The organism is Octadecabacter temperatus (assembly GCF_001187845.1).
Classification (GTDB): Bacteria; Pseudomonadota; Alphaproteobacteria; order Rhodobacterales; family Rhodobacteraceae; genus Octadecabacter; species Octadecabacter temperatus.
The window spans coordinates 2,402,472-2,427,933 of the sequence record NZ_CP012160.1 but is presented as its reverse complement, the minus strand read 5'-3'; the positions used below and the strand labels follow the sequence as shown (position 1 = coordinate 2,427,933).

Below are 25,462 nucleotides of genomic sequence, written 5' to 3'. Positions count from 1 at the left end.
GCTATTTCTGCGTCAGACGTGGCCAATTGACGTGAGGAAGTCGCCAAGCTTGGCTGCGATATCATCAGCGTGGGTAACCGGAGCGACATGTCCAGCGCCACGAATTAGGTGGAACTGCGACCCCGGAACAAGGTCGGTGGTTTCGCGCACAAGATCTGGTGGCGTGGATTTGTCAAAGTTTCCACAAAGACCCAGCGTTGGTAGGCGCAAACCAGAAGTCGGGGTGTAAAAATCGGTTCCTGCTATGGCCTCGCAGGTGGCGGCAAACCCTTCTGCGTCTGCCTGTGTCAGCCATTCATCCAACATGGCACTGCTCTCGCGGGCGTTCCAACGCTCTAACATCTCAGGAATGATCGCGGGCATTCCGCCGTCACGAACGGTCTTGGCGCGGGTATGCCATGGTTCGGGTTGGCCGTGTTTGGCAGCGCTGCCAATCAGCGTCATGCCACGCGCAATGTCGAGGCGTTTGACGGCCAAGCCCTGCGCCACGAGTCCGCCAACGGACAAGCCAACAAAAACCACGTCACGCAGTTCGAGTGTATCACAAACCGCCTCTGCGTCAGAGATCAACGTACCCATGGAGTAAGGGCCGCTCGGCACGTCAGATTGACCATGACCCCGCAGATCATAGCGCACGCAGCAGTAGTTCGGCAGTTGGGCCACAACGCCATCCCAGACCTGATGATCAAGCCCCAGACAATGTGCAAAGACCAAAGTTGGCCCTGTGCCCTCAACTTTGGCAAACAGGGTCGCACCTTTGGCTTGGATTTTATGCGTCGTCATCGTCACCCATCACCATATGCGCGATGATCTGGCCGTGGTCAGATGCGAGTTTGTTGTAGGGCGCTTCTGCATGGGAGCCATCTGTGAGGTGGTCGTTTAGTACCGAGAAGTATTCCATTTCGCCGATCTTATCTTTGTCGTCAGGGTGGAAATGGTTCGACATATAAATTTGGTCGATGGATTCAAAATTGCCACCAAAGGCGGACGTATAAACCATATCGCGGGATGATTTGCGTACGAATAGCTTTTCAGCGGAATGCAGGCGCACACGATTGATGGCCTCGCGGATTTGCAGGTTTTCGGTCTTGGAATACCGGTCGCGACCAGTTTGCGCATCATGGCGCAGCATCCACGAGTAGTTTTTGAACGGAACCTCGCCAGAGATGATTTCAGAGGACACAGCATGTTCCCCATCGTTGAAGTCACCCAAAACCATGACGGGGTTCCCAGCCTCAAGCTCTGCGATGATTTCACGGCGCAGAACCCATGCTTCAGCCATGCGACGCAGGGCGGCACGGAGTGACCCCATCGCGCGGGCAGCGGCATCGTATTGCGTTAGGTCAGCGGCGGGCGGGAAGTCTGCCCCAGCAGGCGTGATAAGTTCGCCGAGTTTGGATTTCAGGTGGCAATTGAAGACAGTTACGACCTGCTCACCAACCGGAATACGCGCCTTTAGGATCGGGCGCGAAAGGCGGCTCAGGCGATAGTGACCTGCGTCGTCGTCACCATCAGAACCGCGCAACGCGGAGAACGGAATTTCGAGCGGTTCGGGGAGGTCCTGAATGACCTCCGGTGTGCCGACAAACCCAAAACGTGAAACGATCGCTAGGCCAGGGCGGCGCTTGCCCGCTTCGCCGGTGTCCGCCGTGTTAGGTGCAAAGGCCAGCCCGCCTGTGCCGTAGGGCGTGTAGGCGAGTTTGCGGAAAATGGCCTTGCGATGGTAGCGCTTGGACTTGTCTGGGATCGAGGCCGCGTTTGACGCCTGACCAAGGGCGTCGGCCTCTGCGATGACGTCCTTAAGGGCGTCTTCTTCGAAAATTTCCTGAAAGCCCACGATGTCAGCATCCATCGTCAGCAGTTGATCTGCCATCCAGTCTTGTTTCCACGCGTATTCTTCGGGCGTGTATTTTTGGAATTCGTAATATTCCTTATCCGCTCCGATGAGGTTTTTGACGTTGAAACTGGCGATGGTGAAACGGGTCATGTCGGGCGTCTTTCAGTTGAGGAGGGGAGCCTCCGGCGGGGATATTTAAGAAACAGAAGCAAACACAGGTTAGGTTAGCGTGTCGAGGGCCTGCGCGAATTGGGCTGGGTCGACGTTGCCGCCGGTGATCGTCACGATAACGGCATCGCCACTGATTTCATCTTTGCGATAGAGGGCTGCAGCAAGGGCAGCCGCGCCGCCGGGTTCAGCGACCAGTTTGAGGCGCAAGAATGCTTGTGCCATCGCTTGAAGTGCTTCTTTTTCGCTGATGACAAGGCCGGGCCCGCAAAGACGTTTCATGATCGGGAAGGTCAAATCGCCGGGTTGTTGGGTGATGATGGCATCGCAGATATTGCCGGACGTTTGATTGTTGCGTTCAATCCCACCAGAGCGAAGAGAACGTGCAACGTCGTCAAAGCCTTCGGGCTCGACAGGGCGAACGCGCAAGGTCGGGGCGTCTGCTTCGCACGCGAGCGCGATGCCGGACGTTAAACCACCACCGCCGCAGCAGACTAAAACATCGGCGTTCTCAATGCCAAGCGCATTCGCGTCTTGCGCAATCTCAAGGCCGCACGTGCCTTGGCCGGCGACGACCATCGGGTCATCAAATGGTTTAACGAGGGTGAGGTCGCGATCTTGCGCGATACGCGCGCCGATTTCGTCGCGGTCTTCCGTATCGCGATCATAAAGAACCACTTCAGCGCCGAGGGCCTTGGTGTTTTCGATTTTCAGCTGCGGTGCATCAGCTGGCATGATGATGACAGATGTTGTGCCATGTCGGGCAGCCGCCAGCGCGACGCCTTGTGCGTGGTTGCCGCTGGAATAGGCGATGACGCCTTTGGCGCGTTTTTCGGGATCCATAGCGCTGAGCGCAGACCAACCGCCACGGAATTTGAAGCTGCCGGTGTGCTGCAAACACTCGGGTTTGATAAACACTTTGCGGCCCGCGATTTTATCTAAGAACGGGGAAGACAGCAAAGGCGTGCGACGGGCGTGGCCGTCCAAGCGTTTGGCAGCAGCGCGGATCATATCGATGTTCATAGGGATAGGATCCAGTCGTTAAGAACGCCCAAGGATTCTGGTTCGTCCAAAAACGGGACGTGGCCACGGCCCAGAACGGTCGCGGCGTGTGCATCGGGGCGGCGGTTACGCATTTCTTCGAATGTGGTGGTGGATAGCAGGTCCGACGCATCGCCGCGCAGAATGGCCAAAGGCAAGCCGGCCATCGCGTCAAAAACGGGCCAGAGATCAGGGGCAAGGTTGGTGCTGGCGGCGAGCACAGTGTCGGCGAGCTTCGGGTCGTATTTGATGACAAGGCCGTCTGGTGTTTCGTCATAATGGGCAGCAACTTCTGCTAACCAACGATCCATCGGGACGCCCTTAAAGTGAGACCACGCCTTGGCGCGAAATGCGGCCGCGTCTTCGTGGGTTTTCTGAACGGGATTGCGGCCAATGTAGTCTTTGATCACGGACAGGCCCGCCGCTTCGATGTGGGGTCCAATGTCATTGAGGGCGACGCCCAAAAGCCGATCTTTGGCCGTTGCAGCGAGGACCATTCCGATAAGGCCACCACGTGACGTTCCAAGAATACCTGCTTTTTCGATGTTCAGATGATCGAGCAGCGCGATCGCATCCTGGGCTTCTTGGGGAATTGTGTAGCTTGCAGGATCCGCCCAATCAGACTGGCCGCGCCCACGGTAATCCATTCGGATAAGCCGACAATTCAGATGTGGGGCCACATGGTCAAAGTCCGCAGTGTTACGGGTTAACCCTGCAAGCGCCAGCACGGGCAAACCTTCGCCCGTGTCAGTGTAATAAAGTCGCGTGCTGTCCTGTGCCGTAAAGTGAGGCATCAGACCAAATCGGGAATTGTGCTAAGGTCTTTGAGCGTGCGGTGTGGTGCGGCCCAAAGGCGGTCTTGGGGTTTGTCCGCGCGGTTCACCCAAACGGTACCAAAACCATAACCGGCAGCGCCAGCCGCGTCCCAGCCGTTAGATGAGGCAAACAAAACTTCGGTTTGCGGCACATCAAAGCGGTCCCAAACCAGATCGTACACGTGGCGATGTGGTTTATAGATTTCGACCTCTTCGACGGACAAAACATCATCCAGATATTCGCCGATCCCAGCCGAGCGCACGGCGCTAACCAGCATATCGGGCGAGCCGTTGGACAAGATCGCGATGTTGACGTCCTTTTCCTTTAGCGCCTTCAACATGGCGGGAACTTCGGGGAACGCTGGCAGTTCTTTGTAAACCGAGAGCAATTTGGCGCGCAGGGCGTTGTCGTGCAAGCCGTTGTTATCCAAGGCCCAATCAAGTGCATCCTGGGTGACTTGCCAGAACGGAATGTGCTGGCCTGCAATCGCGCGTAGCCATGAATATTCCAGCTGCTTTGCACGCCAGTCCGCAGACAAAGTCCCCCAGACGGCGGCCAATTGCGATTGGCCCGGTTCTTTGGCGACGTTGCGCGCAGCAGCGTCCACATCAAACAGGGTTCCGTAGGCGTCAAAAATGCAGGTGGTGATTGTCATGGGCAACCTTTCTGTTGGGAACAGCTTGGCATGCAACTTCGGGCTTGGAAAGCCTCAAAGCCTGTAAGTGAGTGCTGCGCGGATAAGAGGGGCGAGTTCGTTCAGATTAGGCGGCGAATGGACGGGTAGGTGCACGGCGCGATTACCATCAAACGCCATGTTCGCTGGGGCGAGGGCGCGAAAGTCGCTCATCACGGTGGTCTGGCAATGGGTGAAGACCGCCGGATCCCCGGCCTTTGACAGTCCAAGCCGGATCGGAGTGGCGAGGTTGGTTTTCGGCGTCGCGTAGGATGGCTGCCCCCATTTCGTCGATTCTTCTATGCGCCCAATGGGCAGGGTTTCCCCGATTTCATAGATCATCGCACGCAGCGACATAAGCGTGTCATGCGCAGGCTGAGGGAAAGCCGCAAAAGCGTCGCGGACAGCAGGCGAGGCGAAAGGTTGGGTCATGCGGGTATGGTGCCGCGTTAAAGGCTGATTTGCAATCTTGGGGTGCGATTGTTAGGCAGCGCGCGAAATCACCCAATTCCAGACAGGACATATTATGAGCGAAGTTAAATCAGGCGACACGGTTGCCATTCACTACACCGGCACATTGGCAGACGGCACAACGTTTGATTCCAGCGATGGCCGTGACCCGTTGGAATTCATGGTTGGTTCGGGCCAGATCATCCCCGGTTTGGACAAAGCAATTCCAGGCATGAAAGTCGGCGACAAAAAGGTTGTCGAAATTCCATGTGAAGAAGCCTACGGCGCGATCAACCCTGAAAACCGCCAGTCCATCCCGCGTGAGCAAATCCCAGCGGACATTCCGCTAGAGATGGGGCTGACGTTGCAAATGCAATCCCCAGATGGGCAGCACGTGATGCCAGTGACTGTCGTTGAGCTGAACGACACTGAAGTTACGCTGGACGCGAACCACATGCTCGCAGGCAAGGATCTGACCTTCGCGATTGAGATGATTTCGATAAAGACAGCGTAAGCGATCTGAAGCGAATTGAATCGGGCCGCGCAGTGATTGCGCGGCCCGATTGCGTTTGCGGGACGTTTACAGCCCCAAGTCCTGCGCGACACGGTCAATGATCTGCGTGTGGGTCAATGACCGATCCGCGCCTTCTGGGTCTGTGCAAACTGGGTCGTCGTTTTCCTCAACCAAGATCGCGGCGCCCATTGGCTTGCACAGAGGTAGGGCCGTGAAGTGGAAGGCGGGTGCGATGTTCTTAACGCTGGCATCGGGTAACATCGCGGTAAGGCCACTGGTGTCGTAATCTGTCGCGACCAAGCGATCATCGCCAGCGCCAAGGCTGATCATGCTGACGTTGTCGACAAGGTCAGCGGTGTCGGACGCCTCAAGCCCCCATGTTAATCCGGGTTCCAGAGCGAAGACATGGGTGACTCGCGGGTCGGCGTAGGATGCGTTCCAATCGTCGGCAGATACGGACGCGAGGCCTGCGCCTGCTTCGAGCAAGTCGCTGCAATGGCTTGAGGCGTCACTGTAAACCTCACAATGGTTGAGATAGCCCGCATGGTTGCCCGTCATGCCGCCAAGGGACAACGCTGTCCAACCGCCATAGGAAAACCCCGCTGCCATCACGCGCGACATATCAACGTGGTCCTGCAACAGGGGCGTTGCAAGCGCCGCATCAAGGGCGACGCTTAGGTCTTGGGCGCGTGTCCAGTGATCCATGCCTTTGACGATATCAAAATCGCCCCATGTGGAATTAGGGTGGTTCACGGCGATAACGATGGCGCCACGATCAGCCAGTTCGGCAGCCATCCAAGTCAATGAGCGGATGTTGCCACCCATGCCGTGGCTTAGAAGGACCACAGGGTGGTCGCCTGCGCGAATGGGGGCTTCTTCGACCACCTCGACACCGATGAAAACGCCGTTCTCGGCCATCGTAAATGCACGCCCACCTGTCGCAGCAGGATAGTAGATCGCCCCAAGTACATCGCGCCCGTGGTGGGGGGCGTTGAAGGTTAGTGGGGTGTAACCTGGCATCTCAGAGGCGACGATCGGCTTTGGTGTGAGGCTAAAACCTGTTGTTGTAAGTGCCGCCGTGGCGACGGCAGCAGTGCCAAGGACGGCGGCGGTAATAAGGATAAGCGGGCGGTTCATGTCTGTTCTCCGTTTGTTGAAGTGATGAGCCGATTTGAGGGGGCGGGCACATTTTGCGCGACCTGAAATCGGTTTGAGGTCGCCAAGAACCGGTTTTAGGACCAAGTTGGCTGAAACAGTTTCACGCCGGAGAACGTGTAGATGCCCAGTTTGCCCATCCCATTGATCAGCTCGCTTGTGCTGGGGTTCCTGTTGTTGCGCATGTGGTTGGTTGATCGTCGCCACGGGCCGCTGGTTTTACTGCTGGCACTTTGCGCGGTGCAGGGAGTGATTATTTCGATGGCCCAGCACTATCGCGTTCCGGGGACGCTTGTGTTGCAGCCGATTATTGCAACGTTTGTTCCTGCGATGGCGTGGGTGGCGTTTCAAACGACGGCAGTTCGGAATTTTCAGCGGTCTGACTTGGTGCATATGGCGGGGCCGTTGCTGGCCGTTGGTGCGTTGGTGACGCAACCATACTTGCTCGACACGCTGATACCCGCCTTGTTCGTCGGGTATGGGATTGCCATTTTGTGGCGTAGCCTGAAGGGGGCAGATGCCTTGCCACGGTTGCGGTTGGATGCGGGTGATCTTCCGGGCCGGATTTGGACGATCATCGGAGTGGCGCTTATTGGGTCGGCGTTCACTGATGTTTTAATCGTCGCAGTCCAAATATTGGGGGCCGCGCATTTGCAGCCTTGGATCATCTCTATCTATTCCAGCGCAATGTTGCTGGTCATCGGCGCGTTGAGCCTTTCTGGGGCGCTAGAGAATGCCCCATCTGAAGAAGACGAAACTCCCGAACAAGAGATAACAGAACTCGACACACAAATCGTGGCGCGTTTGGATAAGTTGATGGCGGGTGAGCAGCTGTATTTAAACCCTGACCTGACTCTGTCACGCCTATCACGGCGTTTGATCATTCCGGTAAAACAGCTTTCGACGGCGATCAACAAAGTCACGGGTGAAAACGTATCGCGCTACATTAACGCTGCGCGGATCAAGGCGGCGCAGGATGCATTGGTTGCTGGTGAAAGCGTCACAAACGCGATGCTTGCGTCAGGCTTTAACACGAAGTCCAACTTCAACCGTGAATTTTTGCGGGTCGTTGGTGTCGCGCCAAGTGATTGGCGTAGCGGTCAGGCTTAGCCTACGAAACGGGTGATCGTGGCGATCCCACCCATAAACAGGGCTGCCGCGGTGAACAGCCACGCGCCTAAGCAAATCAGCGCACGTTTCTTGGACATCCGCCGGTACGGCGCACGCCCATCGCCGCCGCCAGTTTGCATAAGGTGTTGAACCGTCATGATGACCAGAAACACCAAGAAAAACGACTGCGACAGCAATGCCACCAACCCGATAAGAGCAGAGGTCGTCGCAAAGATGTAGAACGGTGCGCGGTCGTGGAAAACGGATGTGATCGACGCGGTAAGCTTGCCGCCATCCAGTGGCCAAATTGGCAAGAGATTGAAAAAGTTCAGGGCGCCCGAAATGCTCGCGAATGTCACAAGCGGATAGTAGGCCGCCGGAAACGTTGTAAGCGAAATCTGTGCCAATGCATAGGCCAACAACATCGGCGCAAGGCAGATCGCAGGGCCCATCAAGGTGATGAAAACGTCTTCTTCTTGGGTGTCGACGGGGCGATTTGAGATCGCATAGCCGCCAAGTAGCGGCACCAGTCGGAAGGATGCATCATGGTGGCCCGCCACACGAAACGCTGCGACGTGGCCGAATTCGTGGATCACAACGACAAGAATAATCGACAAGCCAAATACCGGCCCGAAAAACACAACGGCGAGGATCACTGCAAGCGCCGAGATGCCCAAGCCTTGTGGATCAAGCCCGATGATTGTTGTCTTCAGGGGCGACGTCCAGCCGCCGCGCAATGCGTAGATGGTGCCAAGGCACGCTGCGATAGCGCAGAATAGGAAAACAACAGGACTGATCACTGGATTAACCGAGATTTTCCAACGCCGGCATCATCATGACGTGCAAGCCGCTATCGACGTGAATGATTTCCCCAGTCGTACAAGCGCCCGCATCAGACGCCAGATAAACAGCCGTGCCACCCACCGCATCCAGTGTCGCGTTGTGGCGCATAGGTGCGTTTGCTTCGGCATATTTGAACGTACGACGAGCGCCTGCGATTGCCGCACCAGCGAGCGTTTTCATCGGCCCGGGGGAAATCGCGTTTACGCGGATTTGCTGTGGGCCGAGGTCGGCGGCCAGGTAGCGGGTCGCGGATTCCAGTGCCGCCTTAGCAACACCCATGACGTTATAATTCGGCGTGATGCGTTGGCTGCCTTCATAGGTCAGCGTCAGCAATGTGCCGCCGTCCGGCATGATCTCCGCCGCACGCTTCGCGATATCAATGAAACTGTAGCAACTGATCGCCATCGAGTTGGTGAAATTGGCGCGGGTTGTGTCAGATACACGGCCTGTCAGCTCGTTTTTGTCGGAATAGGCGATTGCGTGGACGACAAAATCAATCTTGCCCCATTTGTCTTTCAGCGTCTGGAAACAGGTATCAAGAGACGCATCATCCATCACGTCCGCTTCGACCAATGTGTCTGATCCAACGCTTTCGGCCAATGGGCCAACGCGCTTTAGCAGGCTTTCACCTTGGTATGAAAACGCAAGCTCTGCGCCGGCTTTGTGCATCGCCTCTGCGATACCCCAAGCGATGGAGCGGTTGTTGGCGACGCCCATAATGAGGCCGCGTTTTCCGTTCATGTCGATGGTCATGGCTTACCCTTTATACTTTGACAGCAACATAGAGCCATTCGTGCCCCCGAAGCCGAAGGAATTTGTCATGACCGTGTCGAGGCCTGCGTCGGCTTTGAATTCGGTCGCGATTTCGGATGGGTCGAGCGCTGGGTCCAGCGTTTCGACGTTGATGGACGGGATGATGTAATCGCCCTGTAGCGCCAGCAAGCAATAGACGGCTTCTTGCGCGCCCGTGGCGCCTTGGGAATGACCCGTCATGGATTTGGTGGATGAAATTGGGGGTGTGGAACCTTCGCCAAAGACACGGCGCACGGCTTCGACTTCGCCAACGTCACCAACTGGCGTGGATGTGCCGTGGGCGTTGATGTAGCTGACTTCGCGGCCTTCGGGCAGGGTTTTCAGTGCACCACGCATCGCACGTTCGCCGCCTTCACCGGACGGGGCAACCATATCAGCGCCGTCTGATGTGGCCGCAAAGCCCGTGACTTCGGCGTAGATTTTCGCGCCGCGTGCTAGGGCACCATCTAGGGATTCCAGAACCACCATCGCGCCGCCACCTGCAATGACAAACCCGTCGCGGTTTGCGTCAAAAGCGCGGGACGCTGTTTCGGGGGCATCGTTATACTTGGACGACATCGCACCCATCGCATCGAACAGGCAGGACAGCGTCCAGTCCAGTTCTTCACCGCCGCCGCCGAACATAATGTCCTGCGTGCCCAGCGCGATCTGCTGTGCGGCCATGCCGATGCAGTGCAAGGACGTGGAACAGGCCGACGTGATCGAAAAGTTCATGCCTTTGATCTTGTAGGCCGTGGCAAGGTTCGCTGATACGGTCGAAGACATTGTCTTTGGAACCGCAAACGGGCCGATGCGCTTGGTGGCGCCTGTGGTTTCAACAACCTTATGTGCCGCATACATCGCAGACGTGCTTGGTCCGCCAGAACCTGCAATTAGACCCGTCATCGGGTTCACAACGTCATCCTCGGTTAGGCCAGCATCTTCAATCGCTTGGCCCATGGCAATGTGTGCGTAAGCAGCACCAGGCCCCATGAAGCGCAGTGTGCGCTTGTCGACGTGTTCTTTGATGTCGATCTTGAGCGTACCCGCAACCTGAGAGCGGAACCCGTGTTCCTTCATTTCCTCAGACGCAACGATACCGGATTTACCAGCCCGCAAAGCTGCATCAACTTCGGCTACGTTGTTCCCGATAGGGGAAACGATACCCATTCCTGTTATGACGACACGACGCATGGCTGCTCCTTAGTAGTGTTTTCTTAGGTGTATGGGAGGAGGGGGAGCGGGGCAAGTGGGGGTTAAAGCAGTCTTTCAGAAGAGGTTAACCACATATCACATCAGAGGATCGCGCCAAATCCATATCGCAACAAACGTGCCACCGAAGACGGCTAGCCCCATGATCCCGTATCCCGCTAGGGCAGGGCCAACCGCGTCGGTCAGCCAGTTTAACGCTTCAGCGATCCAACGCATGACGCCACGATTGCCCCCCATGCTTTCACCAGATTGCATGCGGAACCCCACGTAAAAAATGAAACCGAATACCAAGCTCGACGCAATCAAAAGGGGACTTTTGTATTGTAGTTTTTCAAACATAGCGGTGTTGACCTCAACTCTCGCTCAACGCCACTTTCATATCCTTAACCTCATAGGCCAATTCGCCGTCTACTTCGACGATGCCGTCAGCAACGCCCATCGTCAGGCGGCGGGTTTGGATGGCTTTGGTGAAGTCAATTTTATACGTCAGCAGCTTGGCGTCAGGGCGCACCATAGCCTTGAGTTTGATCTCGCCAACACCCAGTGCATAGCCGCGACCTGTCCAGCCGCGCCAGCCGAGGTTGAAGCCGGTCAGCTGCCACAGACCATCTAGGCCAAGGCAGCCGGGCATGATCGGGTTGCCGGGGAAGTGGCAGTCAAAGAACCACAGGTCAGGCTTGATATCGAACTCAGCCAGAACGTGGCCTTTGCCATGCGCGCCGCCGTCACCTGAGATGTCTGTAATGCGATCCATCATCAGCATCGGTGGCTCAGGAAGCTGGGCGTTGCCTTCGCCAAACAGTTCGCCACGCGCGCATTTCAGAAGGTCTTCGCGGTCAAAACTTGATGGATATTCGCTCATGGTGCCTGTCTTCCCTGTGGAGTTGTACTTGGGAATGGTCCTAGCATCCCGCGTCGATTAAGGGCAAGGGTGGCGCCACGTAGGGCCGTGTGTATTGCGTAATTCGCATTAAAGATTGAATGCTTGCGGGTTTGTCCCATATTATAGGGTATCAAGACTTAGGACCGACATATGACGGACGTATCAACACATAGCGCGACAGATCGTGGGGCAATTTGGCTGGCAGGGGCAGGATTGCGCCCGACACGTCAACGTATGGCCTTGGCTGGATTGCTTGTTGGGGACGGCAAAGATCGCCATGTCACAGCAGAAAGCCTGTTTGATGCGGCGGCTGGGACCAAGGAAAAAGTGTCCCTCGCAACCGTCTACAACACTTTGCGCGCGTTTTGCGATGCGGGATTGTTGCGTGAAATTACCGTAGATGGGTCAAAATCCTATTTCGACACAAACATGTCGGACCACCCGCATTTCTATTGGGAAGACGAGAACCGTCTGTCGGATGCGCCAGCGGACCAATTGGAAATCGCACGGGTGCCGGATGCACCAATGGGTGCTGAAATTGCGTCTGTTGATGTTGTGATCCGGTTGCGCCGCAGCTGATTTAACCAGTTTCACATTTTTTTAAGGGTGCATGGTCCAAGATTGGGCATGTCTCATCACACCCCGCAATTTTGCCCCGCCCCAAACCAAAATTTTAGTCCAACATATGTCGCAATGACGTTTCGATTGGCGAATGCTAGCGACGATTTGCTCGTGCGTCAGGTGCGCCTGTTGCGCGATTGTGTGGCGTTGGCGCAGCAACGATGGGATTTTACAATTGATGCGGCGGTCGTTCTTCCGAACGAAATGCAGCTCTTGTGCTTGTTTCAGGATGCCAATTTTGGAACGCGCGGTGCGATTAAGCTGATTTGTTCGGCGTTTGAGCACCATTCGCCCAGGAACGAAACCAACGTTTGGGCGGCTGAGACAGAAGTGATCGAAATTTCGGGGGCAGTTGCGCCGCTTCGGCGCACCTTTGTCGAGGCAGCCCCTGTGCGCGCTGGGCTCGTGAAAGCCGCGGCTGATTGGCCCTATAGTTCCGCCCACAAAAGGACGGCTCAAGGGGACGAAATGGGAGTCGCGGTGGCTTAGTTGCCTTAGAACCACTGTCCAGGTTCGATCAATCCGAGATCCAGCAACTGCTGGCTGTGCCATTCAAACTGAGTTGAGTTGTGCCATTTGAAGGTGTCGATCTCAAACGTCGAGCCGGGATTGCGTTTGAGGGCTTTGGCCGTTCGGAACGAGCAGATCGCCGCTGTGATATTGTTGTGCCACGGGCACGCGTACGTGTTGTATTCGGGTTCATTGAAGGTGTGATCCGAATTAAACACCAAGCCCGGTTGGTTGCGAAAGATCGCGACGCGGTCGATGCGGCGGCGCGGCGCGGGGATGTGTTCTTCAAAGCGCCAACGTAAGCCACCGAAAAAGTCGAGTTGGCGGTCGAGGTCGTTGTTCCAACGGTCTTTACGGGCCAGCGCGTAGTACCCAGTTTTGTCCAAGTGCGCGTCATCAATGTTAACAGCATTGGTGTTCTGCCACAGATCGCCTGTGTACAGATCTACGACATAAGACAGGATCGTGTCGCGGCGTTCTTCGACGTTGAACGCAATCATTTCGCCGACAGTGCGGTGTTCAATAAACGGGAAGAACAGGAATTCGGCGTTGAAGCAGTAATAAATCCAGATGTCGCCCGTGGCAGCCATCACTGCATTTACCGCCGTTTCAAGCGCAGCGGTGGCGAGCATATTGTAGCTCACCCGCACGATATTTTTGGCTACATCATCGGCGACTTCAAATTCTGGCATCGCAAAGACGACTACATGCTTGAAGCCCGCGCCAAGGTGGTGGCGGATTGTGGCGTCTAATTCCACTTCGTCTTCCGCAAAAATGAGCGCGATCGGTCCCTTTTTAAGCAAGGGTGCGCCGTCTGCGATGAAGGCTTGAAGGGTGTCGTGATGGATCATTGTTATGCTCTGCCTGATTGCGGCCAATGTCAGGTAATTCGCACTTCATTGCAAGCGGGGTAGGGGTGCGCTAAATGCGGCCCTGATCCATTGAGAGGCCTCCCCATGTCTGACCCTAAAAAGCTGTTCATCAAAACCTACGGCTGCCAGATGAATGTTTATGATAGTGAACGCATGGCTGAAAGCCTTGGCGGGAAGGGCTACGTGACCACGGATAAGCCGGAAGATGCGGATATGATCCTGCTGAACACCTGCCATATTCGCGAAAAAGCGGCCGAAAAGATTTACTCAGAACTTGGACGCCTAAAAGGGTTCAAGACGGCAAACCCGGACTTGAAAATTGGCGTTGCGGGCTGCGTTGCGCAGGCTGAAGGCGCTGAAATCATGAAACGCCAGCCCATGGTCGATCTGGTTGTTGGTCCACAAAGCTACCACCGGCTGCCACAAATGGAAGACGCATTGGCCCGTGGCGAAACGGCGTTGGACACGGATTTCCCTGAAGACGATAAGTTCGAAACGCTCAAATCCCGCCCGAAGGCCAAACGCGGACCAACCGCGTTTTTGACTGTCCAAGAAGGCTGCGACAAGTTTTGCGCGTTCTGCGTGGTTCCATATACGCGTGGGGCCGAGGTTTCGCGCCCATCGGACCGCATCATCCGCGAAGCACAGGAGTTGGTTGAGGCAGGCGTGCGCGAAATCACCCTGCTTGGCCAAAACGTAAATGCGTATCACGGTCATGACGGTGGGCTTGCTGGCTTGATCTGGGAGCTGGACAAGGTTGACGGGCTGGAACGCATTCGTTTCACCACGTCCCATCCCAACGATATGGATGATGCCTTGATTGATGCGCATGGCACTTGTGACAAGTTGATGCCTTACTTGCATTTGCCGGTTCAGTCCGGTTCCGACAAAGTGCTTAAGGCGATGAACCGCAAGCACACGCGCGACCAGTATTTTAAATTGATCGAACGCATTCGGGCAGCGCGACCCGATTTGCTGCTGTCAGGCGACTTCATTGTCGGCTTCCCCGGCGAAACTGAGGCGGATTTTGAAGACACAATGGATTTGGTTCGCACAGTCGGCTACGGGCAGGCCTATTCATTCAAGTATTCTACACGCCCAGGCACGCCAGCAGCGGAGCGCGCGCAGGTTGAAGAAGACGTGAAATTGGATCGCTTGCATCGCCTTCAATCCCTGTTGAGCGAGCAGCAATATGACATCCAAAAATCTATGGTCGGGCGGACTGTTAAGGTGCTTTTCGAAAAGCACGGCCGGGAAACAGGGCAGATGATCGGTAAATCCGAGTACCTTCACGCGGTTTTTGCGGACACGACAGACGTTGCGATTGGTGACCTACGTGATGTTAGGGTTGTAAAGACTGAAAGAAACTCGCTTGGCGGCGAAATTGTTTAACGTCAAACCGGTCCTAGACGATGCTTAGTTAAGCTTCTGAAGACCGGGGCCGAATACTGTGACTTCTTGCAACAATCAGCCCAATTCACTTCTTTTGTAGCGCGTTTAGCTACAATATGTGGTGATTAGTTCTTCCAATATGTCTAAAATTTGTTATCCATTAGCAGATAATGTGACGTTACGACAATTGGGGGGCATCTTAGTCTTCCTTCGGTTTGACCGAAAACGGATTGGGCGGTGACAGAACTTAGTGAGAAGACAAGTAAAGCAGGGCGGGTGGGATCCCGACCGGCAACAGTCAGTGAAAGGGGTGTGTCATGCGACACTTAATTAGAACTTTGAAGCGCAGTTTAGCGGCCGTAGCCGCTATAAGCGTTTTGGCGACGCCAGCGTTCTCGCAACAAGCGGCGCGCGGCGAACAAGTAGGCCGTATTCAATGGGGTATCTGGATTGACCCTGATGGTTGTATGCACTGGATGGCCGATGGTGGCTTTGAGCAGTATCAAGTTAACCGTTTGAATCCAGAAACAGGTCGTCCTGTTTGTATGAAGATTGAAACCTGCTTTACGGGTGAAACAGATTCTATGTTCCACACGGATAGCCACCAGTTGACTGATTCAGCACGTCAGCGACTTCAGCAGGTGTTTAACCAAAATGGAGTTTCCGGCTACGCGGTCTATGGACACACAGACAGCCGTGCCTCCAACAGCTACAACCAGACCCTGTCAGAGCACCGCGCCCGCGCAGTTGCAAATGTAGGTCGCAGCGTTGGTGCTGTAATTGAGCGTGAAATCGGTTTTGGCGAAACGCGTCCGATTGCGTCTAACAACTCTGCGGCTGGCATGGCTCAAAACCGCCGCGTCGAAGTAATCTGTTACAGGTGGTAATGATGATCAATATTACAAAAGTTTCACTCGGTATGGCTGTGCTTAGCCTCTCTGCGTGTGGTGGGTTTGAAGGTACGCGTACCATACAAGGTCCAAATGATTACATCGCTGTAGCCGGCGACCTTGGTCGTGACTCTGATGGCCACCTTAATGACGTTGCAGGTATTGCTGTTACGCCAGACGGTTGTCAGGCATGGGTAATTGATGACGGCATCGAAGGCCGTGCATCCAACCGCCTTGATCCGGTGTCCGGTCTGCCAGTTTGTGTTGGTGAGCCTGGCGTCGTTTACGGCCCTTACGAAAGTGGCACACCTGGAATTGCAGACCGCGTTCCTGGTGAACCAGTTCCTGTGAGCGTACAGCAAGTACCAGTTCGTACAACGACTGGCCACTTCCATACGGTTCATCCGGTTTCCGAACCGCACCACTAGTACTGGAATTAGAGTTTGAAGAGGGCCGCAGCGAAATCTGCGGCCCTTTTTCGTTCTAGAATCGGCTTGCACGTTGGCGCTTGAGGCTGCACCATTGAAGAAACCTCAAACACCGGAGAGTTGATTGGCTACAACCACCAAAACCCCGACCGCTTACGAAATCGATGCAGCCCCTGAAGTGTTGGAATTTCCAGACAACTTCCTACTGATCGATCTTTGCGGGGAACATGATCGAAATTTGGCGGATGTCGAACAAAAGCTAGGCGTTCAAGTCGTTCGTCGGGGCAACCAGCTGTCCATTCACGGGGAACCTGACGCACAGAAAGAAGCGGCTGAGGTTCTTACATCCCTATACGAGCGCTTAGAGGCAGGCCGCGCCGTTGAACCTGCTGATATTGACCGTGAAGTGCGCATGGGCGTTTCCGAAAAGGGCACGGTGCCTGCAGTTGGTGACCAGATGGATCTTGGCGTGGGGGATCGCGTCGAAATCAAAACCCGCAAAAAGATGGTTGAGCCGCGCACTGAAGCGCAAAAAGCCTACGTGAAATCCTTGTTCAAAAATGAGCTGGCCTTTGGCATCGGTCCTGCAGGGACGGGCAAAACGTATCTTGCAGTCGCTGTTGGCGTAAACCTGTTTATTGGCGGGCACGTAGACAAGATCATTCTCAGCCGCCCTGCTGTCGAAGCGGGTGAAAAACTGGGGTATTTGCCTGGTGATATGAAGGACAAAGTCGATCCCTACATGCAGCCGCTTTATGACGCGCTGAATGACTTCCTGCCACAAAAGCAGGTAGAAAAGCTGATCGAAGAAAAGAAGATCGAAATCGCGCCTCTCGCTTTTATGCGCGGTCGAACACTGGCGCGTGCTTTCGTTGTTCTTGATGAGGCGCAGAACGCCACAACGATGCAGATGAAAATGTTCCTCACGCGACTTGGCGAAGGCTCTCGCATGGTGATCACAGGCGACCGCACCCAGATTGATCTGCCGCGCGGTGTAAGTTCTGGCTTGCGGGATGCTGAACGCCTTCTTGCGGGCATTTCAAAGATCGACTTCAATTACTTCACTTCAAAAGACGTGGTGCGCCATCCGCTCGTCGCCGCGATCATCGAAGCCTACGAAGCCGATGACCCCAAGTAGCCCCATTCTTTCTTACCTTTGCTTTTGTTTAATAAATATCCTGGGGGTGCGGGGGCTGGCCCCCGTTGTGCGTCCGTGACAGCACAAATTGACATCCTGATAGAAGACGACCGATGGGCCACACTTGAGCCTTTGGTCCAAATCGCATGTGATGCGGCGCTAGCGGGTATCGGCTTGGACCCGTCCGAATTTGAAATCAGTATTCTGGCCTGCGGTGACACCCGCATCGCGGCCCTCAATGCGGATTTTCGCGAAAAAGGGACGGCGACAAACGTGCTATCGTGGCCATCGGATGAACGCGGGGCGGAACAGGATGGCGACCAACCGATCCCGCCAAGTCTTCCGGTGGACAGCGAATTGGGCGATATCGCGATTTCATATGACACATGTGCGCGTGAAGCCGCCGAGGCTGGCAAACCGTTTGCCGACCATGTGACGCATTTAATCGTTCACGGAACCCTTCATTTGTTGGGATTTGACCATATGCGGGATAAAGATGCACAGTTAATGGAGGGTTTAGAGGCAGAAATCCTTGGTAAACTGGACATCTCTGACCCATATTCGTAAGGACAGCTTCTTGGTCGCACGCAAAGCGACCTATTTTGGATTTGGAGACAATGGGCGACACGAACGACGGACCATCTAGCGCGGCGCAAAGCGCGCAGTTAGACACAGAAGAACAGACGAGTGAGCGCGGCTTTTTTGGCCGCATTGTTGAGGCGCTCAGCCCTTCAGACACCCCCGAAGATATCGCGCCGGTCGCGGGCTATGCCCCGCAGCTAGAAACGCGAGGGATGATCAACCTGCGCCGCAAGCGCGTGGAAGATGTGATGATCCCAAAGGCCGACATCGTTGCCGTTCCGGTGACCATCAGCCGCGATGATCTGGTGCAAGTGTTCCGTGAAAAAGGGTTGACGCGTCTGCCTGTGTTTGATGGCACATTGGACACGCCAATTGGCTTTGTGAACCTCAAAGATTTTGCTTTGAAGTATGGCTTTAACGGTAAGTCAAAGTCATTCGATCTGCGTGAATTGGGACGTAACCTGTTGTTCGTTCCTCCCTCTATGCCGCTTGGTGTATTGCTGCAAAAAATGCAGGCTGAACGCATTCATATGGCGTTGGTCATCGATGAATACGGCGGCACCGACGGGCTCGTGACCATTGAGGACCTGCTTGAGCAAGTCGTTGGTGAGATTGAAGACGAGCATGACGCCGACGAGGATGCATTGTGGGTGCTGGAAAAGGCGGGCGTTTACATGGCGGAATCCAAGGCACCACTGGACGAATTCGAAGCCGAGATCGGTATGCCGTTAACGGAGCATCCAGAGATTGACGAAGAAGAAATCGACACGCTTGGTGGTCTTGTGTTCATGCTTGCAGGTCACGTTCCTGCACGTGGAGAGGTTATTCAGCATCCCGAAGGCCCTGTGTTCGAGGTCGTTGAGGCCGATCCAAGACGTATCAAGCGGCTGCGCGTTCGTTTGATCGGCGCGCCGGCAAGTGGCTAAGTTGCATCCAAGCGAGCTGCGGGGACGTTTCGCAGCATTGCCGCGCATGGCGCGTGGATTGGTTCCGCTGGGGCTGGGCGCATTGGCCGCGTTAGGCCATGAAGACTGGGGGATGCAGTTTGTCGCGGTTATGGTCGCGTTGGTACTGGCCCTTCTCATTGTTCCGTCGCACCGCCGCGCCGCCGCTTGGTTCGGTTGGTTCTTAGGGTTTGGATATTTTGCGTTAACGCTGCGTTGGTTGGTTGAACCGTTTTTGGTTGATCCGGTGCGCCACGGTTGGATGGCCCCTTTCGCGATCTTTTTTATGGCCGGTGGATTGGCGTTATTCTGGGCGTTGGCATTTTGGGCGACGCGTTGGATTGCCCATGAACGCATTTCGGTAATGTTGTGGTTGCCTGTAACACTTGCCGTCGTTGAATTGGCCCGTGGTCATTTCCTGAGCGGGTTTCCATGGGGACTGCTGTCTTACACACTGGTTGGCGGCGTTGGCGACATCTGGTTCGCTTGGGTTGGCCCCTACGGGACTAATTTATTGTTGTTCTTGCTGGCGGGGGGCGTTGCGTTTTGCTTGCACAAGGGATGGACGTTGGTCTGGCCCGCGCTGGTTGGTGTATTGTTCGCAACGCTTGGATTACACGCGCTGACCCCTAAATCCGCTGTGCCAAACTCGCAAAGTGTTGTCCGTATTGTTCAACCCAACGCGCCACAGCACCAGAAATGGGATCGCGAATGGATGCCGGTATTCTTTGATCGTGCGATTGAGTTGACCGGCGTTGGCGCGGCACCTGACGTCGTGATTTGGCCGGAAACATCTATACCTGCGCTGCTGGATTATGCTCAGCCGTGGATGGAACAAATGTCACTTGCTGCACGCGGCGCGCCTGTCGTGGCGGGCATTCAGCGGCGTGAAGGCGAAAACTACTTTAATTCCGCCATTCTGATCGACCAACCTGAGAGCGCCACAGCGATATCTGATAAGGCACATCTGGTGCCATTTGGTGAATACATCCCACTGGCGTGGCTGCTTGAACCCATTGGCCTTGGCACCTTGGTGGAACAGGTCGCTGGATTTTCGCCGGGGGTAGGGGACGGGTTGATGCAGATCGACGGGCTTGGTCTTGCGCGTGTGTTGATCTGTTATGAGGGTATCTTCCCCGAAGATATGCAGCGCGGAGAAGTGCGCCCTGATGTGCTATTGATCCTCACGAATGACGCTTGGTTCGGTAAGGGCGCTGGGCCGCGCCAACATTTGGTGCAAGCACAAGCACGCGCGATTGAGCAGGGGCTGCCAGTGGTACGGGCCGCCAATACTGGCATATCCGCGATAATTGACCCGTCGGGGAGGATCACAGACAGCCTGCCGCTGAACGAGGCGGGATATCTAGACGCAGCTGTTCCGCGCGCGATTGCGCCGACTTTATACGCTAAGATGGGTGACTGGCCGCTGTTTGTGTTGCTGAGCCTCTGCATGTTGGTCGGCATCGTGAGGCGCACCCCTATACTCATTGACGGGGATGGATCGCAGGTTTAGGCGGTACCGAAACCTAACCGTCCACAACGGCTTCCTGACGTGGATCTGAACCTAACTGGAGCACTCCCCATGGCACGTAACAATTATACTTTTACTTCGGAATCCGTTTCTGAAGGGCATCCTGACAAAGTCTGCGACCGCATTTCGGATGCGGTTCTTGATGCATTGCTTGTTGTCGAACCTGAAGCACGTGTCGCCGTTGAGACCTTTGCGACCACAAATCAGGTCGTCATTGGGGGCGAGATTGGTTTGTCTGATCCCGCAAAACTTGCGGCAATGATGGGTAACATCGACCAGATCGCACGAGATTGCATCAAAGACATCGGTTACGAGCAAGACAAATTCCATTGGAAGTACTGCAACGTCATGAACCTGCTGCACGAACAATCCGCGCATATCGCGCAGGGTGTTACGGGCGAAACTGGTGATGAAGGTGCAGGCGATCAAGGTATCATGTTTGGTTACGCGGTTGATGAAACACCTGAGCTGATGCCTGCACCGATCCACTATGCCCACGCGATCCTGCGCCGTTTGGCGGAAGTGCGTAAGAACGGGACTGAACCTACTCTTGGTCCGGACGCAAAGTCACAGCTTTCCGTGCGCTATGAAAATGGCAAGCCTGTCGGTGTGTCTTCCATCGTTCTGTCCACTCAGCATTTGGATGAAAACATGACCAGCGCCGATGTACGCGCCGTTGTTGAACCCTACATCCGCGAAGAACTTCCAGAGGGTTGGATCGATGCGGCAACGGAATGGCACGTGAACCCGACGGGCAAATTTGTCATTGGTGGGCCGGATGGCGATGCAGGATTGACGGGGCGCAAAATTATCGTGGATACATACGGCGGCGCCGCACCACATGGCGGCGGCGCGTTTTCCGGTAAAGATCCAACGAAGGTTGACCGTTCTGCAGCTTACGTCTCGCGCTATCTAGCTAAGAACGTTGTTGCGGCTGGTATGGCGACACGCTGTACAGTCCAATTGTCTTACGCCATTGGCGTCGCCCGCCCGTTGTCGATCTATGTCGACACCCACGGTACTGGTAACGTCGAAGCTGCTGCGATTGAGGCTGCGATTCCCAAGGTAATTGATCTGACGCCACGCGGAATCCGCACGCACTTGGACCTGAATAAGCCGATCTATCAGCGCACAGCGGCTTACGGCCACTTTGGCCGCGCACCTGAAGCGGATGGCGGTTTCTCATGGGAAGCAACGACCTTGGTCGATGCGCTCAAAAAAGCGGTTTAATTAGCTGTACATTGGGGCGGAACTGTTTCTGAACAGTGCCGCCCTTATTTTTTGGAAAAGGTGACACAACAATGAATAAATCAATTTCTTATTATTCCGCCCGATATGCATTTCTATATATTATCATTGCTGTGGTTCTTTATGCGGTTACGGCCGGCCTCTACAAATTTGCACCTGACATCGCGGAAACAGTTTTTTCTGGCGGTAATTCCTGGATGGGGATTTTTGCTGCAATCATGCCAACGCTTTTGGTGGCGCAGGCATTCTACAAACATGAAGGTCGCCAAACCACACGCGGTGAAGGGTGGTTGATGGCTTTGATTTTTGCGATCCTTGCACTTGTGCTAAGCGCTGTTGCTGTTTGGATTAGCCTGACGTTGCAGCCTTTGTCCCCTGCTGAAGTGACAGAACTGAAGTCTCTCTTTGGTGAGGGTCTAAATATTCTGGTGACGGTTGGCGCTGTATTTGGTGTTTTCCTTATACTGATCAACCGCCTGATGTTGTGGTCCGGCCTGCGTGGTGAGGCCAAGAAGGCCGAGCGATTGGCGGCTAAGCAAGCGCGTAAAGGTTGAGATTGCTGAGACGTGCGGTTAAAGGGCTGGCATGAGTAATCCGATCCGCCCACACCGCAACTTTTATGGCCGTCTTAAGGGCAAACACCTTAAAGACAGTCAAAAAGGTTACCTCGAAGAAGACCTCGCAGCGTTGTCGCCTGGCGCTGTTGATTGGAACGTGAACCCCGAACGCGAAAACCTTGATTTAGAAGTTTTGTTTGGCGGGAACGACACATGGCTTGAGGTCGGGTTTGGTGGCGGCGAGCATGTGATCCACCAAGCCGCTTCGAACCCAGACGTGGGCATCATCGGTTGCGAGCCCTACATCAATGGCGTGGCGATGCTGTTGGGTAAGGTGCGCCAAGCAAGCGTCGATAACCTGCGCATCTATCCCGGCGATGTGCGCGATATGTTTGATGTTCTGCCGGATGCGTCGATTTCCAAAGCATTCTTACTGTACCCAGACCCATGGCCCAAGGCGCGCCATCATCGTCGCCGTTTTGTAACGCCTGAGCACTTAGAACCATTGAGGCGTGTGTTGAAAACGGGTGCTGAGTTCCGTGTGGCGACTGATATTCCTGATTACGTGCGTCAAACGCTTGAAGAAGTTCCACCTGCGGGGTTTGAGCTTGTGACGCAGGGTGGCGACGCATGGGATGATTGGATTTCCACGCGCTATGAACAAAAAGCACTGCGCGAGGGCCGCACGCCGCACTATCTGACGTTCCGCAAGCTGTAACTTCAGGGGCCTCCGGCCGAGGTATTTTAGAACAAAAGAAGCTGGGGCGTGGACGTCTGTTGGCCTGCGGTTTATCAGGCATTAACAGATAAGAGGAAATCATATGTCGAGCCACGGCGCCCCTATTCCGATGACGTCCCGCAAGGGCGCTGCTTTGCGCGGTGAAGCGCATGTTCCTGGTGACAAATCGATTTCCCACAGGTCTTTGATTTTGGGCGCAATGGCCGTTGGCGAGACTAAAGTTACCGGACTGCTGGAAGGCCAAGACGTGCTCGACACTGGGCGCGCGATGGAAGCGTTCGGTGCTGAGGTTGTGAACCACGGTGGTGGTGAATGGTCCGTGCATGGCGTGGGTGTTGGCGGCTTCAGTGAGCCTGAGAATGTTATTGATTGTGGGAACTCTGGTACGGGTGTGCGTCTGATCATGGGCGCGATGGCGACCAGCGATATCGCCGTCACGTTCACTGGTGACGCGTCCCTGAACGGGCGCCCGATGGGCCGTGTGACTGATCCGTTGGCGTTGTTTGGAACACAATCCGTTGGCCGGACCGGTGGACGTTTGCCAATGACGATAGTTGGCGCGAAGAACCCTGTGCCTGTTCGCTATACCGTTCCGGTTCCGTCTGCGCAGGTGAAGTCTGCGGTGTTACTGGCTGGCCTGAATGCACCGGGCGAAACCGTCGTGATCGAGAAAGAAGCCACGCGGGACCACACGGAACGCATGTTGGTTGGTTTTGGCGCTGAACTGTCGGTTGAAGACACGGATGAGGGCCGCGTTATTACGCTGGTCGGGCAACCAGAACTGAAACCACAAACGATTATCGTTCCGCGTGATCCATCATCTGCAGCGTTTCCTGTTTGTGCGGCCTTGCTGGCCGAAGGGTCTGACGTGTTGGTGCCAAACATCGGATTGAACTCAACCCGCGCTGGCCTGTTCTACACGTTACAAGAAATGGGCGCGGATCTGACGTTCGAAAACATGCGTGAGGAGGGCGGTGAGCCCGTCGCCGATCTTCGTGCGAAGTATTCGCCTGATATGGTTGGCATTGACGTTCCACCGGCACGCGCGGCCTCTATGATTGACGAATACCCCGTGTTGTCTGTGGTTGCGGCCTTTGCCAAAGGGCAGACCGTGATGAAGGGCGTCAAGGAGCTGCGCGTCAAAGAAAGCGACCGTATTGATGCGATGGCCAAGGGGTTGCGTGCCGCTGGTGTTGAGGTCGATGAAGGGCCGGATTGGTGGACAGTGACGGGCCTTGGGTTTGGCAATGTTGAGGGCGGCATTACCGCTGAAAGTCGCTTGGATCACCGCATTGCGATGTCGTTCCTTGTGATGGGTTTGGCAACGAACAAACCGATGTCTGTGGATGACGGCGGCCCTATCGCGACGTCTTTCCCTATCTTTGAAGGGCTGATGGCAGACCTCGGAGCGAGCGTCACACGTTCGAACACCTGATGCGGCTTGGGCGCCAGATCACAGGGGTAGTGGCTTTGGTCAGCTATCTGTTGATGGGCGCGATGGTCTATATCACTGTGTTGCCGGGTGCGGATTGGCACTGGCCACCGGATTTTCACCTGCTGGGGTATGACGCGCAAAGCATTGCGCCGTTTACCGAGGCGATCAGTGAACAGGCACGCACGACCTATAGTGTTATTCTCAGCCGCATAGATCGAATTTTCATTGTGACACTGGCCCTTTGGATGGCGTTGTATGGTTGGCGCGGAAGCTGGGTTCGGTATTTCGTTGCGGGTCTTGCTGCCCTCTATGCCGCGATTGATCTGTCAGAAAACGTCGCGATTTACCGGTTCATGTTCATCGATGTTATGGAGCCGGCGATCATCGGGGTCGCGCACCATTTAACTATGGCAAAATTCGCGTCACTTTACCTGTGCGTTTTGGTGTTGATTGTACATCTGAGGAGAACAGCGTGAGTTTTACAGTTGCGATTGATGGACCTGCTGCGGCCGGTAAGGGAACCATTTCCAAGGCGGTTGCTGCGCATTTCGGGTTTGCGCATCTGGACACGGGGCTGCTGTACCGCGCGGTTGGCGCGAAGGTATTGCATGGCGCGGACCCGCTTGTCGCCGCGCAAACACTGGAAGCCGTTGATCTTGATGGCGATCACCTGCGTAGCCCTGAAGTTGCGCAAGCCGCAAGCAAAGTGGCTGTTGATCCAGATGTGCGGGCTGCATTGGTCGCGTTTCAACGCCAATTTGCGGCGCGCGATGACGGTGCGGTTTTGGACGGGCGCGATATTGGCACAGTGATTTGCCCGAATGCGGATGTGAAGCTGTTTGTCACAGCGAGTTCAGCAAAGCGCGCGCAACGTCGTTTGGATGAGTTGAACGCAAAAGGCATGGGGTTAGAGTTTGCCGAAGTCCTCGCCGATGTTGAAGCACGTGACAAACGCGACAGTGAACGTGCCACCGCCCCGCTGAAACCGGCAGATGATGCCGTGCTGCTAGATACGTCAGAATTGTCGGCTAAAGAGGCGATTGCGCAAGCGATTGCGATTGTACAGGCGGCGCGCGTTTAG

The 25,462-nt window shown here is 55.3% G+C and carries 30 protein-coding genes and 1 riboswitch; of the genes, 17 read left to right on the top strand and 13 right to left on the bottom strand.

Annotated elements, in window-relative coordinates; genetic code table 11:
- Positions 1-12: 12 nt before the first annotated feature.
- From OSB_RS12200 to OSB_RS12175, 6 genes are all read right to left on the bottom strand, one after another.
- The gene (locus tag OSB_RS12200) at positions 13-783 is read right to left on the bottom strand and encodes an alpha/beta fold hydrolase (RefSeq protein WP_049835263.1); all 771 of its coding nucleotides are present in this window, start codon (positions 781-783) and stop codon (positions 13-15) included.
- The gene (locus OSB_RS12195) at positions 770-1,987 is read right to left on the bottom strand and encodes an endonuclease/exonuclease/phosphatase family protein (RefSeq protein WP_049835262.1); all 1,218 of its coding nucleotides are present in this window, start codon (positions 1,985-1,987) and stop codon (positions 770-772) included. Before OSB_RS12195 ends, OSB_RS12200 begins: the two co-directional genes overlap by 14 nt.
- 69 nt (positions 1,988-2,056) lie before the next feature.
- Entirely contained in the window at positions 2,057-3,028 is a 972-nt protein-coding gene (locus OSB_RS12190) for a threonine ammonia-lyase (RefSeq protein WP_049835261.1), read from the bottom strand.
- Positions 3,025-3,840, bottom strand: a complete 816-nt coding sequence (locus OSB_RS12185; protein ID WP_049835260.1) for an alpha/beta fold hydrolase — start codon at positions 3,838-3,840, stop codon at positions 3,025-3,027. Before OSB_RS12185 ends, OSB_RS12190 begins: the two co-directional genes overlap by 4 nt.
- The gene (locus OSB_RS12180) at positions 3,840-4,517 is read right to left on the bottom strand and encodes a haloacid dehalogenase type II (protein WP_049835259.1); all 678 of its coding nucleotides are present in this window, start codon (positions 4,515-4,517) and stop codon (positions 3,840-3,842) included. Before OSB_RS12180 ends, OSB_RS12185 begins: the two co-directional genes overlap by 1 nt.
- Positions 4,518-4,571: 54 nt before the next feature.
- On the bottom strand, positions 4,572-4,967 hold the full coding sequence (locus OSB_RS12175) for a DUF1801 domain-containing protein (RefSeq protein WP_049835258.1): 396 nt from the start codon (positions 4,965-4,967) through the stop codon (positions 4,572-4,574).
- Between the two features lie 94 nt (positions 4,968-5,061).
- Between OSB_RS12175 and OSB_RS12170 the strand changes: the two genes are divergently transcribed.
- Positions 5,062-5,499, top strand: coding sequence for an FKBP-type peptidyl-prolyl cis-trans isomerase (locus OSB_RS12170; protein ID WP_049835257.1), 438 nt, complete (start codon positions 5,062-5,064; stop codon positions 5,497-5,499).
- 66 nt (positions 5,500-5,565) lie between these two features.
- Here OSB_RS12170 and OSB_RS12165 read toward each other — a convergent pair whose 3' ends face one another.
- On the bottom strand, positions 5,566-6,636 hold the full coding sequence (locus tag OSB_RS12165; protein WP_049835256.1) for an alpha/beta hydrolase family protein: 1,071 nt from the start codon (positions 6,634-6,636) through the stop codon (positions 5,566-5,568).
- 141 nt (positions 6,637-6,777) lie between these two features.
- Here OSB_RS12165 and OSB_RS12160 point away from each other — a divergent pair, with 141 nt between their 5' ends.
- Complete coding sequence (locus tag OSB_RS12160) at positions 6,778-7,764, top strand: helix-turn-helix domain-containing protein (protein WP_049835255.1); 987 nt, start codon at positions 6,778-6,780, stop codon at positions 7,762-7,764.
- Here the strand turns inward: OSB_RS12160 and OSB_RS12155 are convergent.
- The 5 genes from OSB_RS12155 to fabA all read right to left on the bottom strand — a co-directional run bounded on the left by OSB_RS12155 (position 7,761) and on the right by fabA (position 11,473).
- Positions 7,761-8,564: a metalloprotease gene (locus OSB_RS12155; RefSeq protein WP_234967385.1), complete on the bottom strand. Its 804-nt coding sequence runs from the start codon at positions 8,562-8,564 to the stop codon at positions 7,761-7,763. The two genes, OSB_RS12160 and OSB_RS12155, sit on opposite strands and share 4 nt — an antisense overlap.
- A 4-nt stretch (positions 8,565-8,568) precedes the next feature.
- The gene (locus OSB_RS12150; RefSeq protein ID WP_049835254.1) at positions 8,569-9,360 is read right to left on the bottom strand and encodes an enoyl-ACP reductase FabI; all 792 of its coding nucleotides are present in this window, start codon (positions 9,358-9,360) and stop codon (positions 8,569-8,571) included.
- Between the two features lie 3 nt (positions 9,361-9,363).
- Positions 9,364-10,593 (bottom strand): beta-ketoacyl synthase N-terminal-like domain-containing protein, encoded by a 1,230-nt coding sequence (locus tag OSB_RS12145; RefSeq protein ID WP_049835253.1) that lies wholly within the window; start codon positions 10,591-10,593, stop codon positions 9,364-9,366.
- Positions 10,594-10,689: 96 nt separating this feature from the next.
- Positions 10,690-10,866: a hypothetical protein gene (locus OSB_RS16715; protein WP_158454120.1), complete on the bottom strand. Its 177-nt coding sequence runs from the start codon at positions 10,864-10,866 to the stop codon at positions 10,690-10,692.
- Between the two features lie 97 nt (positions 10,867-10,963).
- Positions 10,964-11,473 carry a bifunctional 3-hydroxydecanoyl-ACP dehydratase/trans-2-decenoyl-ACP isomerase gene (fabA, locus tag OSB_RS12135; RefSeq protein WP_049835251.1) on the bottom strand — a complete coding sequence of 170 codons (510 nt, stop codon included), beginning with the start codon at positions 11,471-11,473 and terminating at the stop codon, positions 10,964-10,966.
- A gap of 171 nt (positions 11,474-11,644) precedes the next feature.
- On the opposite strand from fabA, the gene irr reads away from it, so the two are divergent.
- Together irr and OSB_RS12125 are read left to right on the top strand one after the other, a co-directional pair.
- Entirely contained in the window at positions 11,645-12,073 is a 429-nt protein-coding gene (irr, locus tag OSB_RS12130) for a Fur family transcriptional regulator Irr (protein WP_049835250.1), read from the top strand.
- A 114-nt stretch (positions 12,074-12,187) separates the two neighbouring features.
- A complete protein-coding gene (locus OSB_RS12125) occupies positions 12,188-12,604 on the top strand; it encodes a hypothetical protein (protein WP_244882130.1) in 417 nt (138 codons plus the stop codon).
- Positions 12,605-12,609: 5 nt separating this feature from the next.
- On the opposite strand, the gene OSB_RS12120 is transcribed toward OSB_RS12125, so the two are convergent.
- Positions 12,610-13,473, bottom strand: coding sequence for a hypothetical protein (locus OSB_RS12120; RefSeq protein ID WP_049836151.1), 864 nt, complete (start codon positions 13,471-13,473; stop codon positions 12,610-12,612).
- A 108-nt stretch (positions 13,474-13,581) separates the two neighbouring features.
- Between OSB_RS12120 and miaB the strand changes: the two genes are divergently transcribed.
- The 13 genes from miaB (at position 13,582) to cmk (ending at position 25,462) form a co-directional block, all read left to right on the top strand.
- Positions 13,582-14,889, top strand: a complete 1,308-nt coding sequence (miaB, locus tag OSB_RS12115; RefSeq protein WP_049835249.1) for a tRNA (N6-isopentenyl adenosine(37)-C2)-methylthiotransferase MiaB — start codon at positions 13,582-13,584, stop codon at positions 14,887-14,889.
- A gap of 317 nt (positions 14,890-15,206) precedes the next feature.
- A complete protein-coding gene (locus tag OSB_RS12110) occupies positions 15,207-15,776 on the top strand; it encodes an OmpA family protein (RefSeq protein WP_074202234.1) in 570 nt (189 codons plus the stop codon).
- 2 nt (positions 15,777-15,778) lie between these two features.
- A complete protein-coding gene (locus tag OSB_RS12105) occupies positions 15,779-16,207 on the top strand; it encodes a hypothetical protein (RefSeq protein ID WP_049835248.1) in 429 nt (142 codons plus the stop codon).
- 124 nt (positions 16,208-16,331) lie between these two features.
- Complete coding sequence (locus OSB_RS12100; RefSeq protein WP_049835247.1) at positions 16,332-17,345, top strand: PhoH family protein; 1,014 nt, start codon at positions 16,332-16,334, stop codon at positions 17,343-17,345.
- 75 nt (positions 17,346-17,420) lie between these two features.
- A complete protein-coding gene (gene ybeY, locus OSB_RS12095; RefSeq protein WP_234967384.1) occupies positions 17,421-17,912 on the top strand; it encodes an rRNA maturation RNase YbeY in 492 nt (163 codons plus the stop codon).
- A gap of 50 nt (positions 17,913-17,962) precedes the next feature.
- Complete coding sequence (locus OSB_RS12090) at positions 17,963-18,853, top strand: hemolysin family protein (protein WP_049835246.1); 891 nt, start codon at positions 17,963-17,965, stop codon at positions 18,851-18,853.
- A complete protein-coding gene (lnt, locus tag OSB_RS12085) occupies positions 18,846-20,384 on the top strand; it encodes an apolipoprotein N-acyltransferase (protein WP_234967383.1) in 1,539 nt (512 codons plus the stop codon). The genes OSB_RS12090 and lnt overlap by 8 nt, the downstream gene beginning before the upstream one ends.
- 15 nt (positions 20,385-20,399) lie before the next feature.
- Positions 20,400-20,447, top strand: a riboswitch (SAM-SAH riboswitch).
- Between the two features lie 6 nt (positions 20,448-20,453).
- On the top strand, positions 20,454-21,632 hold the full coding sequence (metK, locus tag OSB_RS12080) for a methionine adenosyltransferase (RefSeq protein WP_049835245.1): 1,179 nt from the start codon (positions 20,454-20,456) through the stop codon (positions 21,630-21,632).
- A gap of 71 nt (positions 21,633-21,703) precedes the next feature.
- The gene (locus OSB_RS12075) at positions 21,704-22,204 is read left to right on the top strand and encodes an ABZJ_00895 family protein (RefSeq protein WP_049835244.1); all 501 of its coding nucleotides are present in this window, start codon (positions 21,704-21,706) and stop codon (positions 22,202-22,204) included.
- A 31-nt stretch (positions 22,205-22,235) separates the two neighbouring features.
- Entirely contained in the window at positions 22,236-22,925 is a 690-nt protein-coding gene (trmB, locus tag OSB_RS12070) for a tRNA (guanine(46)-N(7))-methyltransferase TrmB (RefSeq protein WP_049835243.1), read from the top strand.
- Positions 22,926-23,028: 103 nt separating this feature from the next.
- Positions 23,029-24,381 (top strand): 3-phosphoshikimate 1-carboxyvinyltransferase, encoded by a 1,353-nt coding sequence (gene aroA, locus OSB_RS12065; protein WP_049835242.1) that lies wholly within the window; start codon positions 23,029-23,031, stop codon positions 24,379-24,381.
- A complete protein-coding gene (locus OSB_RS12060) occupies positions 24,381-24,857 on the top strand; it encodes a hypothetical protein (protein WP_049835241.1) in 477 nt (158 codons plus the stop codon). The genes aroA and OSB_RS12060 overlap by 1 nt, the downstream gene beginning before the upstream one ends.
- A complete protein-coding gene (cmk, locus tag OSB_RS12055; protein WP_049835240.1) occupies positions 24,854-25,462 on the top strand; it encodes a (d)CMP kinase in 609 nt (202 codons plus the stop codon). The genes OSB_RS12060 and cmk overlap by 4 nt, the downstream gene beginning before the upstream one ends.